General features: G+C 46.7%; 12 protein-coding genes. 10 read left to right on the top strand and 2 right to left on the bottom strand.

The window, feature by feature from the left end; all coding sequences use genetic code 11:
- The first annotated feature begins 10 nt into the window (after positions 1 to 10).
- The 6 genes from MKY19_RS28970 (at position 11) to mprF (ending at position 6,780) form a co-directional block, all read left to right on the top strand.
- A complete protein-coding gene (locus tag MKY19_RS28970) occupies positions 11 to 412 on the top strand; it encodes a DoxX family protein (RefSeq protein WP_042192683.1) in 402 nt (133 codons plus the stop codon).
- Positions 413 to 429: 17 nt separating this feature from the next.
- Positions 430 to 1,380 carry a ring-cleaving dioxygenase gene (locus MKY19_RS28965; RefSeq protein ID WP_339243904.1) on the top strand — a complete coding sequence of 317 codons (951 nt, stop codon included), beginning with the start codon at positions 430 to 432 and terminating at the stop codon, positions 1,378 to 1,380.
- Positions 1,377 to 1,997 (top strand): alpha/beta hydrolase, encoded by a 621-nt coding sequence (locus MKY19_RS28960; RefSeq protein ID WP_339799300.1) that lies wholly within the window; start codon positions 1,377 to 1,379, stop codon positions 1,995 to 1,997. The genes MKY19_RS28965 and MKY19_RS28960 overlap by 4 nt, the downstream gene beginning before the upstream one ends.
- A gap of 154 nt (positions 1,998 to 2,151) precedes the next feature.
- On the top strand, positions 2,152 to 3,384 hold the full coding sequence (locus MKY19_RS28955) for a multidrug effflux MFS transporter (RefSeq protein ID WP_339799298.1): 1,233 nt from the start codon (positions 2,152 to 2,154) through the stop codon (positions 3,382 to 3,384).
- A gap of 111 nt (positions 3,385 to 3,495) precedes the next feature.
- Positions 3,496 to 3,846, top strand: coding sequence for a FlxA-like family protein (locus MKY19_RS28950; protein WP_042192675.1), 351 nt, complete (start codon positions 3,496 to 3,498; stop codon positions 3,844 to 3,846).
- Positions 3,847 to 4,128: 282 nt separating this feature from the next.
- On the top strand, positions 4,129 to 6,780 hold the full coding sequence (gene mprF / locus MKY19_RS28945; protein WP_339799295.1) for a bifunctional lysylphosphatidylglycerol flippase/synthetase MprF: 2,652 nt from the start codon (positions 4,129 to 4,131) through the stop codon (positions 6,778 to 6,780).
- Positions 6,781 to 7,334: 554 nt separating this feature from the next.
- On the opposite strand, the gene MKY19_RS28940 is transcribed toward mprF, so the two are convergent.
- Together MKY19_RS28940 and MKY19_RS28935 are read right to left on the bottom strand one after the other, a co-directional pair.
- Complete coding sequence (locus MKY19_RS28940) at positions 7,335 to 8,807, bottom strand: alpha-amylase (RefSeq protein ID WP_042194667.1); 1,473 nt, start codon at positions 8,805 to 8,807, stop codon at positions 7,335 to 7,337.
- Between the two features lie 138 nt (positions 8,808 to 8,945).
- Positions 8,946 to 10,538, bottom strand: a complete 1,593-nt coding sequence (locus MKY19_RS28935) for a histidine kinase N-terminal 7TM domain-containing protein (RefSeq protein WP_042192671.1) — start codon at positions 10,536 to 10,538, stop codon at positions 8,946 to 8,948.
- A gap of 283 nt (positions 10,539 to 10,821) precedes the next feature.
- On the opposite strand from MKY19_RS28935, the gene MKY19_RS28930 reads away from it, so the two are divergent.
- From MKY19_RS28930 to MKY19_RS28915, 4 genes are all read left to right on the top strand, one after another.
- Complete coding sequence (locus MKY19_RS28930) at positions 10,822 to 11,604, top strand: ABC transporter ATP-binding protein (protein WP_076284892.1); 783 nt, start codon at positions 10,822 to 10,824, stop codon at positions 11,602 to 11,604.
- A 2-nt stretch (positions 11,605 to 11,606) separates the two neighbouring features.
- Positions 11,607 to 12,419, top strand: a complete 813-nt coding sequence (locus MKY19_RS28925; protein ID WP_339799292.1) for an ABC transporter permease — start codon at positions 11,607 to 11,609, stop codon at positions 12,417 to 12,419.
- Entirely contained in the window at positions 12,419 to 13,336 is a 918-nt protein-coding gene (locus MKY19_RS28920; protein ID WP_339799290.1) for an ABC transporter permease, read from the top strand. The genes MKY19_RS28925 and MKY19_RS28920 overlap by 1 nt, the downstream gene beginning before the upstream one ends.
- A gap of 241 nt (positions 13,337 to 13,577) precedes the next feature.
- Positions 13,578 to 14,678, top strand: coding sequence for an ABC transporter substrate-binding protein (locus MKY19_RS28915; RefSeq protein ID WP_339799288.1), 1,101 nt, complete (start codon positions 13,578 to 13,580; stop codon positions 14,676 to 14,678).
- Positions 14,679 to 14,749 lie beyond the last annotated feature (71 nt).

The following is a 14,749-nucleotide window of genomic DNA, read 5'->3' as shown; positions in this document are numbered from 1 at the left end:
TGGATTAACAATGATAAGTGTAGGAATATTATTGATGAGATTAGTGATCGGGATTGCGTTTATAGGGCATGGTGCCCAAAAGTTGTTTGGATGGTTTGGTGGTTACGGCCCGAAGGGTACAGGTGGCTGGATGGAATCCATCGGTATTAAACCGGGGGTTACTATGGCGGTATTAGCAGGACTAATGGAGCTGGTAGGCGGATTCATGTTCGCGGCAGGCCTTCTGACGCCTGTTGCAGCGGTGTTGATTGTTGCCACTATGCTGGGGGCTATCATTAAGGTTCACGCTCCAAATGGCTTCTGGTCTACTTCGAACGGAATTGAGTTTCCGCTTACGGTACTGGTAGTCGCTGCAGGTATAGCACTTACAGGGCCAGGTTCGATTTCTCTGGATGCATTGATTTTTAACTAAGAAGGGGGTTTATCATTATGACACTTCAAACTGCAGGAATCCATCATATTACCGCTTTTGTTGGAGATGCTCAGCGTAACGTTGACTTCTACGCCGGTATTCTAGGACTACGGCTTGTGAAGAAGACGATTAATTTTGACGCTCCTGAAGTTTATCATTTATATTTTGGGAATGAAGTAGGTGCTCCGGGAACGATTATTACCTTTTTTCCTTCACCTACCGGGCGTAAAGGCAGAATTGGCAGTGGGCAAGTTGGCGTAACGACTTACGCAGTACCAGTGGGCTCTCTGACATTCTGGGAACAGCGTCTTGCGGCATATCAAATTCCGGTTACTCTTAAGCATAGAATCTCGGAATCTTATCTCTCCTTTGCTGATTATGACGGTTTGCGCATTGAACTCGTGGAACGTGAGGAAGGACCGCTTAGCAAGTGGTCTTTCGGTGGAGTTCCCACGGGGCATGCTATCAAAGGGTTCGGCGGCGCTGTGCTCTACAGCAACAATCCGTCGCAAACTGCAGAAACGCTTGTCGATACAATGGGAATGAAGCATATCGCTGATGGAGACGGGTATAGTCGATATAGAACTACTGGCGATTTGGGTAATATTATTGATCTGAAGACAACACCGGTTCCGCAAGGAGCAGGAGGTACGGGCACCGTTCACCATATCGCTTGGCGTGCACAAGATGACGCTGAGCAGCAGGAATGGGGGCTTCAAGTGCAGAATCATGGGCATCATCCGACACCGGTTCAAGACCGCCAATACTTTAATGCGATTTATTTCCGTGAAAGAGGTGGAATCCTGTTCGAGATTGCTACGGACCCTCCGGGCTTTGCTCGTGATGAAGCGGTGGATGCGCTGGGTGAAAAGCTGATGCTGCCATCTTGGTATGAACCGCATCGTGCGGCTATCGAAGAAAATTTAAGTCCTTTTCAAATAAGAGAAATTGAGGTGAAGCAGGGATGATTCATGTATTCCATAAAGGTAAAGATGTAACGAAACCCACGCTTGTATTATTTCACGGTACTGGAGGCAATGAGCAGGACTTGCTGCCGCTTGCCGGGTTGTTATCTCCTGATTCATCGGTGCTGGGCATCAGAGGGAATGTGCTGGAGAATGGTATGCCGCGGTTCTTCCGACGGTTAGCCGAAGGGGTATTCGATGAAGCAGATCTAATCTTCCGTACTCACGAGATCAAGCAGTTTCTGGATGAAGCCGCAGCACAATACGGCTTCGATGCCAACAATCTGGTAGCCGTGGGTTACTCTAATGGTGCGAACATTGCGGGCAGCCTGCTGTTCCATTATAAGGATGTTTTCCGCGCTGCAATTCTACTGCATCCGATGGTACCGCTTCGGAATATTACGCTTCCTTCGCTGGAAGGAGTATCTATCTTCATCGGAGCAGGCACAAATGATCCGCTTATCGCATCCTCGGAGACTGAGGATTTGGAGATTATTTTACAGAAGGCAGGCGCAGAGGTTACAACACACTGGGGGAACCAAGGTCATCGCCTGAGTGTTGCTGAGGCTGAAGCCGCTAGAGATTGGTTGCAAATGCGCAGCACATCTACAAATGCATAAAACAATCAGAATAACCGCCGAATGGCGGTTATTCTTGTTATACAGGCACCTATAACCCTCCATAAAAGGATTGATCAATTCACTTCCTTTACGTTAGTATGAAGAATACAAAAAAAGGCCCAAGGGTTGCTTTAGAAAGGTTGAAGTAAGGATTATGATTGGAATTCAAAATGGTAATAAGCTTGCCGCAGATGGACCTTCACGGAAGCAGAGATTACAGCTGGCTGTGATTCTCGGCTCCATTACAACAATCGGCCCGTTGTCGATTGATATGTATTTGCCGGCACTGCCTACGCTTGTCGCGGATTTCGGTACGACCGCTGCTTTAGTGCAGCTTAGTCTGACCTTCTTTTTGCTGGGGCTTGCTTCAGGTCAGTTGGTCGCTGGACCGCTGAGTGATGTATATGGCCGCCGTCGTCCGCTGCTTATAGGTATGTTCATCTACGCCGTTTCCTCAGTGCTATGTGCTTTTAGTCCTTCGATTGGACTGCTGATCGTTTTGCGGTTTATTCAAGGTCTTGCTGGTTCAGTGGGGGTGGTTGTCTCTAGAGCGGCTGTTCGTGATTTATATAGTGGCTCTGAACTCACGAAGTTCTTCTCACTATTGATGATTGTGAATGGTCTCGGACCGATATTAGCTCCAGTTATTGGGGGCCAGCTGTTAAGGGTGACTACATGGCAAGGGATATTCCTCGTATTATTTGCTGCCGGAATTATTTTTTGTTTAACTATTTTATTGCGCTTGCCGGAGACGCTGCCGAAGGAGCGACGCTCTAAGAGTGGGCTGAAGGGTACACTGCTTACCTTCCGGGTATTGCTGGGCAATCGTAAGTTTGTGGGTTATGCCTTGTCTCAAGGTTTCGTTACGGCATCTATGTTCGCGTATATCTCAGGTTCTTCTTTTGTATTGCAAAATATTTTTGCGGTTACCCCGCAGGTATATAGTCTGATCTTTGCAGTGAATGGGATTGGGATTATTATTACTGGCCAAATTGCCGGTAGACTTGCTGGAAAGGTAAGTGAGACTAAGCTGTTACTCAGTGGACTATTGCTCTGTACGATGGGGGGCATCTTGCTACTGCTGACGGTTCTAGTAGGAGGAGGATTGATCCCTATTCTGATCTGTCTATTTGCGGTTGTCTCCAGTGTAGGGATTGTCGGAGCGACCAGCTTCTCACTGGCGATGCAAGATCAAGGTGAAACTGCAGGCAGTGCCTCGGCATTAATCGGATTAATCCCCCTGTTGCTAGGTAGCTGTGTAGCGCCACTTGTGGGTCTTGGGGGCGTTGAGTCCGCTCTTCCGATGGCGATTGTGATGGCATGTACGGGAATTCTCTCGATTCTATCTTATGTGCTGCTTGTTAGACGAGGAAAAGCAAACTCCTAGCAGTCTAGCATTGTAACCTGGCAAGTAGTACTTTCAGCAAACTTTCAGCGGGTCTTAACGTTCCTTACTTGCAAAAGGATTATATTGGAGGTAAGGAAGGGAGGGATAACCATGAGTATATCAGCAGTCTCAGGTTCCACATCGTATACTACCTCGACATCTAGCACTACAGATACCAGTACGCTTGAGAAACAAAAAGCGAAACTGGAAGCAGAACTGGACAAGATTAATGCCAGCTCAGACGATGACAAGACCAAGGAAACGAAAACGAAGCAAATTGAGCAACAGATTAAGACCATCGAGGCACAAATCTCGCAGAAGTCTCAGAGCAGTGCTTCCTCTGCTAGCAGTGTTGTAGAGGCACCTGCCAAACCTGCGAACAATACGCTTGCTGCAGCAAGTCCGCAAGAGATAGCTACCGCAACAACGGATAGTAAAGGCAGATTTGATATTCGAGTATAAACGCTAGTTAAACCCGTGCTACATAACAGAGAGGACATCCTTTGCCGTGAGGGATGTCCTTTTTGTTGTGCAATTTTATGTGTAAACTACAGTCTCAATGTTCTTTAGGCAAATAGAATTTCACTAACATTTTTTAACTATTGCAGGGATTAGGGTTGTGCTGGCAGTCTAATGTAGTAGGTGTTGATTATCATGGGTTTTTTATTCCAATAATTGTTATAATGAAATGGTTGTAAAAATTGTCTAGCACAACGTGTGTCGGCGGTAAGGGTAGGTGGCCTAATGCAATCAAAACAACAAACATTAGAAAGATTCAAAATTGTAAGGCTGTTCTTAACCATCTATCGGATTCGGGCGGTGAGAGCTCTCTTTCCAGTAGCTATCATAGCGCTGGTGTATTGGGAGGGGCAACATGAGCTGAAGCAGGTTCATTTAGGACTTATTATGCGTGAGCTAAGAAGAGTGCCTACATCTGCCGTTTTGCAAATGATCGGATTTGCACTTCTCGCAGTAGCTGTAATGAGTGCTTATGATTATTTGATACGAGCACATTTTCGTTTGAAAGTAGGGCTGTGGGACACCTTCCGTTATGCTTGGATAGCTAATACATTTAATAATTTAATTGGTTTTGCAGGTCTGGCTGGAGTGGGTTTAAGGACGTTGATGTACAAAAAAAGCGGAGTGTCAACTTCCGTCCTAACGCCGGCAATCGTATTTTTATCACCACTCATGATTACCGGATTATCTTTACTTTCTTGGGCAAATATTTTTGGTTTACTCCCGGCAACGGCATTGCTGGAAGAGCATCATTGGTTAGTATTTGCGGTATGGGGGATGGCGCTTTATTTGCCGTTTTTTGTGTTTGTACAGCGCTCTGCTCTTTATGCAAAGTGGATTAACCGGGGACAAGGTAGAACACCCTGGCTTACAGTAGTTGCCTCTGTGGGTGCCTCCTTTCTGGAATGGAGTTTTGCTGGCGTAACGTTTTGGACAATCAGTAGTCATCTTTTGCACGAGGTACACTTTCCAGTCATATTCGGCATCTTTACGATTGCTGCCATCGCAGGCATCTTGAGTATGGCGCCTGGTGGTATCGGTGCTTTTGACCTTATTGCATTGTTGGGTCTTACGCAGCTTGGATTTAAAAGTGATCAGGCCATGGCAGTGCTTGTTATTTTTAGATTGTTCTATTATCTCATTCCATGGCTGATCGGATTGGTGCTGGCGGCACTGGAATTTGGTCTGCAGGGAAAAAAGGGTCAAGATCGTTCAGCTCCAGGGTTCGAACCCGCTCTTAACATTTGGCAGAGGATTTGGGGTTGGCCGGGTCAGTATACCTTTCTGAGCGATCTTGGTGTGTGGGCTCTAGGCAAGCTTGTACTAGCTAGCGGGCTTATTCTCTTACTATCAACAGCTACGCCCGGATTGTTGTACAGACTGAAGATTACAGAGGAAATATTGTCATTCTCGATCATGCAGCTCTCACATCATTTATCTGTACTTATTGGCTTTATGCTCATTTTGTTGTCGAGAGGCATTACATTACGGATTCGTAGCGCGTACATCTGGACCAGCATTTTATTATTTTCCGGGTCTGTGTTTGCGGTGGCTAAAGGCTTTGATTATGAAGAGGCGCTGTTTCTGCTCCTCGTTGCACTCATTCTGTGGATCTCCAGATCTCGGTTCTACCGGATCAGTGCTCCCGTAAGCAGACAGAGTACGATTTGGTGGCTTGCGCTTACTTCAGTAATTGCCCTAAGCTATTATCTATTGGGCAGCCATGTCCATCGTGGATTTCTAAAGCATCTCCCGCCCGGTGTAGAGCCAGAGTGGCTACAGCGGCATAGTCATGTTGCTTTTACAGCCGTAGGGGGACTAGCTTTCTCTTGGATCATTCTTACTTTGCTGATCACCCTTAGACCCCATCGTAAACCGGAGGAGTTATTCGGAAATTTTGATATGGCAAGGCTGAAAAACTTCCTAGGTGAAGTTCAAGGCAATGCCCTAACTCATATGCTGTTTTTGGGTGATAAAAGCTTCTTCTGGGCGCAAGAAGGCAAGGTGTTGCTCGCTTTCGCTAGGGTTAGGGATAAGCTTGTAGTCCTTGGTGATCCATTGGGAGAGAGAAGTCTCATGAATGAGGCAATCAGTGAATTTAGACAAGCTGCAGATAAGTACGGTCTGGTCGTAGTTTTTTATCAGGCCACACCTGATTTCTTATCGATCTATCATGAGCAGGGATATCGCTTTTTTAAGCTGGGGGAAGAGGCATTAGTAACGCTCGATACCTTTACGCTCAGTGGCAAAAAGAACAGTGATTTGCGAAGCGTATGCAACCGTTTTGAACGGGAAGGCTATGCCTTCGAAGTTGTAGAAGCACCGCACGCTGAAGATTTGCTACGAGAGCTGCGATCCGTTTCAAACGAATGGTTGAATGGGCGCACCGAAAAAGGGTATTCGCTGGGTTGGTTTAACGAGGTCTATCTACAGCTGGCTCCAATCGTGCTCCTGCGGAATGCCCAAGGGACGATACTGGCATTTGCTTCGATTGCACACGGGTATGATCAGGGTATGACCTTATCGATTGATTTGATGCGCCATCGAAAGAATGTGCCGAACGGAACGATGGATTATTTATTTGTTCGTTTGCTAGAATGGGCGAAATCTAAGGGATATCATCGATTCAATCTAGGTAATGCCCCGCTGTCCAGTGTGGGTGAGAATGCTGGGGCCTTGAAAGAGGAGAAGCTGGCCCATCTCGTATTTAAAAGAGGGGGGCATTGGTACGGCTTTGTCGGACTTCGCCGCTATAAAGAAAAATTCAGCCCGGAGTGGGAACCTCGTTATTTGGCTTATCCGGCTTCTATAGCATTGCCGATCTTAACACTCGATCTGGTGAGGTTAGTATCCCGCCATCCTAGGGCGGAGGAGTAGAGTGAGACGTGCGTGAAGTCTCTATGTACATTGACCTAACCAAAGAAGAGGGTGCCGTCTCAAAGTAGTTTTAGCTACTTGGGTACGACCCTTTTTTTGCGTTGAAGGTTAATTGAAGTTTCAAATGATGGTTTGAGTAAAACACCAATACAACAATTAGGGAATTTCCCCCTGAAATTCTAAGATTACTGGTCATTAGATTTAAAATTAGGGAAAATATCCCTAAAATTCATCTGATTTGGTGGGAAATCAAGGCATTACCCTAATTTTTAGGGAGGAATTCCCTAATTTAGTTGATTATAAGCGAATATCGAATATTTTTAGGGAGCTTTTCCCTAATTAGTGTTAAACCCACTCCGCCCACCGCAAAAACGCCCACCGCACATCCCCGCTGCATATCCTCATCATCGTCTGCCATCATTACCCAATCTGAAAAGGTTTAATGGTTAAGTGAGATCTTTACTTGGACTATTCCATAAAATAGATGAAGCTGCCCCGTAAGCAGCATTCACTACTTTCGAGAGCAGCCTCATCTATTTTGAGTAACATAACCCTTATTTTTCGTCGGCTTTTTCATCAGGCAGAGCCCAGACAGATACGCTGCCACCGTTGACCGGGAAGGTCGCCCAGCCATCTTTTTCAATCGTTATAGTCGCCTTGTGATTATGAGTGAAATCTACCCATGCTTCACCCGCGCGTTGTTCCCCTACGAACATTCTTTTCTGACCGTTCTCACCGTTACTAATCACAACCGCACAGCCGGAGCGTTCGATGTCTTTCACGCCGAGTCGTGTCCAGCCAATCGTGTTAGGATGATCGAAATAATCCTTCTGCTCACCATAGGCTTTGTGATAGCGGGTATATAGCAGCGGGTCAATCGCCTCTTTTTTGCCTGCGACAGGTGTAGGTCCCTCGATCCCATAATAATCTCCATAAAAGACCACAGGATATCCGTCGCGTCGCAGTAGGATAAGTGCATAAGCACTTTGCTTAAACCAATCATCTACCCAAGATTCCAGAGCTTCATGGGGTTGAGAATCATGATTGTCAACGAACGTTACAGCATTGGTAGGATGGGTCTGCACCAGTGTGTCGTCGAGGATTTTGGTTAAATCAAAGTTTCTACCCCCCAAGGAAGCTGAATGCAGCTTGTAGTGAAGGGAAACATCGAAGAGGTCGATCTTATAATCGACGGTATTTAGAAATTGTCGGCAGGATTCTAAATCCGAATTCCAGAACTCGCCCACGATATAGAAATCCTTCTCACATTTATTAAACATTTCTACCGCGAATTGTTTCACAAACTCATGGTTGATATGCTTGATGGCATCTAAGCGAAAGCCGCTGCAGTGGAGCGTGTCCACCAGCCATTTTCCCCATTGGATCATTTCTTTTTTGACTTCTGGATGACTGTAATCAATATTTGCGAACATTAGATAATCGTAGTTGCCGAACTCGTCATCAACATTCTGGTTCCATGTTTTATTCTCGCCTGCGATACGGAATACACCTGTTCGCCCCGACTTGGCGTCGAAGTCAGTGCCGTTAAAATGATTGTGATTCCATTTAAAGGAAGAGTGTTCATCACCGCGGCCGGGGAAGGTGAATTTAGTCCAGCCCTCAATCTCGAAAGGCTTGGAGATTTCTTTCATCCGGTCATTAGGGTCGACCTCGATCACCTGGAAGACTTCCTTTTCATCCGCTCCTGCCTTGTGATTCATGACCAAATCAACGTACACGGCAATGCCGTTTTTTTGACATTCCGAAATGGCTTCAATCAGTGCTTGTTTGGTGCCATATTTGGTGCGTACCGTACCTTTTTGGTCATATTCGCCCAGATCGTATAGATCATACACGCCATAGCCTGTATCGTCGGCGGAGACGGCCTTTGTCACAGGAGGTACCCAAACAGAATCAATGCCTACGGCTTTTAGTGCGGAAGCTGTTTCTTTTAGGCGATCCCAGTGTTTCCCATCCGCAGCGACATGCCATTCAAAAAATTGCATCATTGTATGGTTCCTCATTATTTCTTGCGCCTCCATATCCATAAAGCGAATTTTTTCTACACTCTGATTAGATTTTCAGATAACTCTTATTAAACGTAAAAACAGACTATGAAAAATAAGGCAGGCTGATGAATGCGCTGGGAGGGACAAAGATGCGATTTATATAGGCTTGAAAAGTGTAATTTCTGATCTCTGGGAGAGGTGGACAGCATTGCGTCCGTTTCGTTTGGAACTGTACAGAGCATGGTCAGCCTCTGACAGTAGCTCTTCTAGAGTGGCTTTAGGACTTAGGGCTTCTACTACTCCGAAGCTGGCAGTCACGTTAATGGACCCGATGAGCGTATATAAGACACTTTGTTCAATATCTGCGCGGATAGTTTCACAGAGTTGTGCGGCTTGCTTCAGCGACGTATCTGGCAAACAGATCACAAATTCCTCACCGCCATAACGTCCGAAGATGTCACCCTCCCGGATATGTCTGTTGCATACCTCGACAATGTGCTGAAGGGCTTGATCTCCATATTGATGTCCGAATCGATCATTAATGCTTTTGAAGAAGTCTACATCCAGCAAAATAATCGATAGTGAACTCCGATTGCTCGCGGCCTGAACAAGAAGCCCTCGGCTCAGCTCCAAAAAATAGGTACGGTTATAAATCCCCGTCAGACTATCCATCGTAGCCAATTGACGCAGCTTATCTTGAAGCAGTATTCGTTCAGTTACGTCAATCAGCATGATCATTTGTCCTGCTAAGTATCCCCCTTGTTTCTGTACGGGAGAGGACCGAATTTGGTAGTAACAAATCTCGTCTCCTTTGATCCAAGCAACTTCCCGTTCTTCGCGTTGCAGTGGCTCTGTATCCATAACATAGGACAAGGCATCTTTGCCGGCATTAAGAAACAGTTGAGCCAGCGGTTTACCAATCGCCGAGGAATTAAGTCCTTCTATCATATCCGCGGCTGCGCGATTGTAATCGACGAGCATGTCCGAACGATCGGTGACAAGCACCCCATCTCGCATGCTTTCGAACAGATTCTCACGGGCGATAGGCGCAGCTGTTAGCATACCTCTTGATAGGATAGCCCAGATATATAGGGTGGAAGTGATACTCATAATGATGGGAACGGGATCCATCCCGTAGGGAGTCAGGCCCATTAAATATAAAAAAGAGCCTAACGTTGGAAGGCTTAGTCCAATTAGAATGGTAACGATTTGTCTCCGGTATACCCGTTTCATCCGGTTCCACTGCCATAACATAAGGCAGATAGCTGCCAGTAGACAGCCAAAAGTAAAGCTGCCGTGAACGATATACCAAGGTCCCATCACTACATCAACGAGTGGGGAGGGCGTATTGTCTCGCAAATAAATGGATTTATAGAAGAGGTGGTGGTAATCATTGGTCCACACCATCAGTGTTGTGATGAACGGTATTATATATAGCGCTGCTCGCATGCCCTTTTTAATTAGACTCTCCAGCCCTACGAAATGCATCACCATAATAAGGCTGGCGGGCGCTATAAAAGGCATCCCCAGGTACTCTACTTTAATCCAAAAACTCATTTCCTCCAGTGTTTTCCCCGACAGTTCTAGTGCGAAGCCGAAGGTATAAATCGCGGAAGTGAAGGAGCTTATAACAAAGGCTCTAATTCCTAAGAAATCCGTTTTTTTATAGTAGGCGAAAAGGGCTAGTAAAACGCTCAGGACACCAGATATAGCCACAATAACAATATAATTCGAAATTACAGATCCCATGGGTCTATTGTCTCCTACTGAGGAAAGATATGGATAAATATTACCACAAATCTACAAATATTTAAAAATCACTTCATTTGAAACTTGAATAAATGTCCCCCTAGACAAAATGACGTGATTTAGCGGGAGCTATTTTACTAATTGTCTAATGAGAGTCCAGTGAGCAGCGTGTAACATGTTAGTTAATACTACACAACAGAAGATTTTAACTCGACACACTCTCTAGTGAGTCAGATTAATTAACATTAATTGCATAGCTTATTTTGATAAGGGGGGGCTGAGGATGTCATTACTCGCGACAAATATTCCTGAAATTCAGCTGGAAAATGTTGAAATGCGCTATAGGGCAGAAGCTGCGGAAGTGCTTGCACTGCATCAGGTGAGTCTTGATATTGCAAAGGGGGAGTTCGTCTCACTGCTCGGACCTTCAGGATGTGGCAAAACAACGCTTTTGAGACTGATGGCCGATCTCATCGCGCCAACGGGCGGGAACATTGTAGTCGCTGGAAAAAGTGCTAAAGAGGCAAGGCTGGCGCAGAAATATGGCATTGTTTTTCAAAGTCCTGTGCTGTATGACTGGCGGAAGGTGAAGCATAACATCACATTGCCACTGGAACTGATGGGAGTTAAAAAGTCGATCCGTGAAGAGAGGGCGCTGGAGCTTCTTGATCTAGTGGGTTTGCAGAGCTTCGCGGATAAATACCCTTGGCAGCTTAGTGGGGGGATGCAGCAAAGAGTAGCGATTGCCAGAGCGCTATCGATGGAGCCGGAAATTCTACTGATGGATGAACCGTTCTCTGCACTGGATGAGTTTACACGTGAGCGTCTGAACGAAGAACTGTTATCTGTCTGGAGCAAGGTGCAGAACACGATTGTCTTCGTAACACATAGTATTCCTGAGTCGATATTCCTCTCTGACCGGGTGTTTGTTCTTTCCCCGCATCCAGGTCGCTTATCCGCTGTGGTTGAAATTCCTCTGCCACGTCCGCGAACGGCGGAAATGAGAAACAGCCCAGAGTTTTTCGAACTGATCGCAAGTATTCGCGACAGCTTTGAAGGGGTGTAGGGATGAAAGGGGGCAGTATCTTTGTACGGGGTCGCCTGCTGCCGTTGTTTGTCTGGATATTTGGTTTGCTGCTAGTTTGGGAAGGAGCCTCCTGGATGCTGCTCCATGTAGTGGAGACACCGTTAGCTCAGTCCAAGTTGCCCTACGTTCATGAGGTGCTATCCACGCTGTGGAAGTATAGTGGCACGCTTCTGAAGGAGGGGGCTGCCACCTTTGGCAATGCTGGTGTTGGCTTCCTGATTGGTGCGGTGGCTGGTGCTTCACTGGCGGTGCTAATGAGCTTGTCGAAGACGATAGAGCAGTTAACTTTTCCTTACGCTATCGCCTCGCAGATGATTCCGATCCTGGGGCTGGCGCCGATCATTTATGGGATTGTGAGAGATGAGCAGACTTCACGGATTTTTATTTCGGGTTATATTACATTCTTCCCAGTGGCTCTCAATATGCTGCGCGGCTTGCGAAGTGTGGATCCTTCCGCGCTGGAATTAATGCATTCTTACGCTGCGAAGCCGTGGGCAGTCTATTGGAAACTCAGATTTCCAGCGGCCCTGCCGGGTTTGTTCGGAGGGCTTAAGATTGCTGCTCCGCTCGCAGTGACTGGTGCTATTCTGGTGGAGCTCATGGGTGCGCAGCACGGGATTGGCGTAATCATGCTGCGTAATCTCTACTACGGCAGCTCTCATACCTACATGTTCTGGTCTACGGTGATTGTCGGCGCTTTGTTGGGGATTGTAAGTTACTGGTTGATCAGTCTGATAGAACGTTTGGTGGCGCCGTGGCAGCCTGAATTTCGACCGAAAGGAGGCAGCCGTTAATGGAAACGAACTCCGTTCGGGAGGCTTCATTTATAGGCTCTACTAGTAAAGAGGTGGCCCAGCCGGTATTAACGGCTACGCAGAAGAATGTTGCAACAGGCTCGAAGCCTGCGGTAATTGCCAAGCGTAAGGGTGGCTCGCATGGCCTGAAGAGGATATTTAGCGCAGGGGTGCTGCTGCCTGTATTGGCGGGGGTGTTGTTTCTTGGGCTATGGGAGTTCGAATTCTTTCATAAGATCTTTGATCTGAAGAAATATCAGCTGCCGTTGCCCACAGCAATTGCCACGACCATGAGGGATAATTTCAGCATGTTGCTATCCTATACCGGATACACCCTTACTGAGGCTGTGCTGGGAATGTTGGTTGGTTCTGCTATCGGATTTCTGATCGCTTTAGCTGCTACGGCGTGGCCGCGTTGGGGAAGTGGAAGTTTAACTTTGGTTGCTGCTCTAAATGCTGTGCCCATCGTCGCCCTCGCGCCCATTATGAATCTGTGGTTTGGAGATGGGATAGGCTCACGAATTGCCATAGTAACAGCAACTACAATGGCAGCGATGTCGATCAACGCCTATAAAGGCATGGCGGCGATTGATCCATTGGCGCTGGATCTGATGCATTCCTACGCGGCAGGTAAGCCGGCAGTGTTTCGTTATCTGCGGATTCGCAATAGCCTGCCCTATGTATTTACAGCACTGAAGATCAACGCGACGGCGAGTATGATTGGCGCGATTGTCGGCGAATTCTTCTTTTCCTCAAAAGGGCTTGGGTACCTGCTCTCCAATTCCATTAAAGTTGCCAAAATGCCACTAGGCTGGTCCTGTATTGTGCTGGCTGCAATTGCCGGCGTGCTCTTCTACCTAGTGGTTGAGCGGCTTGAGAAAGTGTTCATCAAGTGGCATCCTTCGCAACGTAAATGAGCTCTATAACATCATTACATCCGGTCCTAGTGGGAAGGGAAAAGAGAAACCGCCCACGGCTGTATGCATACAACGCACCACGATGATTGTCCATACTGTGCTGCTTGAAATATAAGGATTTATAAGTTTCACACTATACATCATCCTTATATTTCTCGCTTAAATGCTTATCGTCCTTATAAGGACGACGAAGGCGTTTACGCTTGTTACAAACAAAATTACGATAGGGGGAGTTCGATTGATGAACGGGAAAAAACACAAATTTCGTGGTGGTTTGTTGGCGATCGTGATGATGTTGAGTGTTTCTTTAATGGCGGGTTGCGGTGGTAACAATAATAACTCGGCAGCTGAAGCTACGACTGCCCCTGAAGCATCAGCAGCTCCTGACGCAAGTGCTGCTACTGAACCGGCTGCTGATCCAGTTACAGTGAAGCTGCAGTTGAAATGGGTGCCGCAGGCACAATTCGCTGGATATTTTGTGGCGCAGGATAAAGGATATTACAAGGAAGAAGGACTAAATGTAGAGATTCTGCCGGGAGGTCCGGATATTGTTCCAGAGCAGCAAGTGGCTGGGGGCTCCGCAGATATCGGTGTTGGCTGGGTAGCAAGCTTGCTTCCAAGTCTTGAGCAGGGAATGCCACTCGTGCAAATTGCTCAAATCTATCAAAAGAGCGGATTGGTCCTTGTCTCCAAAAAATCGGCGGGCATCAACTCAGCCGCTGATCTTAAGGGTAAAAAAGTCGGTAATTGGATGGGCGGTAACGAGTTTGAACTATTAGCGTTATTCGATAAATATAAGTTCGATCCTAATAAGGATCTAAGTTTTACGAAGCAAGGGTTCACGATGGATCAGTTCTTGGGCGATCAGATCGATGCGGCCTCAGCGATGACTTACAACGAGTACCAAGTAGTGCTGGAGTCAGGTGTTAAGGCTGAGGATCTGAATGTCATCGATATGAATACAGAAGGCGTAGCGATGCTAGAGGATAATCTGTTCGCTAATAAGGAATGGCTTGCGGAGAACAAGGAGACTGCGGCAAAGTTTGTACGTGCCTCCCTGAAGGGCTGGAAAGATGCAATTGCTGATCCTGCGGCTGCGGTGGATAGTGTAATGAAGCAAGCAGAAGACGGCAGTACTACTAAGGAGCATCAATTGACGATGATGACCGAGGTTGCCAAGCTGATTCTGCCTGAGGGCTTTGATAGTGCGAAGATGGGATATACCGATGCAGCGGCGTTCCAGCAAACGGCTGATATTTCGCAAAAGTTCGGTGTTATTAAAGAGCCTGCTAAGGTAGATGAGGCTTATACGAACGAAATCGTAGAAATGGCAGCAAAATAACCAACTGAGCTTAATGTTATAGTGGATGGCCGCCTGATCTGGCGGTCATCTATTATAATCAGCAGTCCATC

This window comes from Paenibacillus sp. FSL R5-0744 (assembly GCF_037972555.1).
In the GTDB taxonomy this organism is placed as follows: Bacteria; Bacillota; Bacilli; order Paenibacillales; family Paenibacillaceae; genus Paenibacillus_AQ.
The sequence above is the reverse complement of the archived record's forward strand: the minus strand, read 5'-3'. Positions and strand labels throughout refer to the sequence as shown.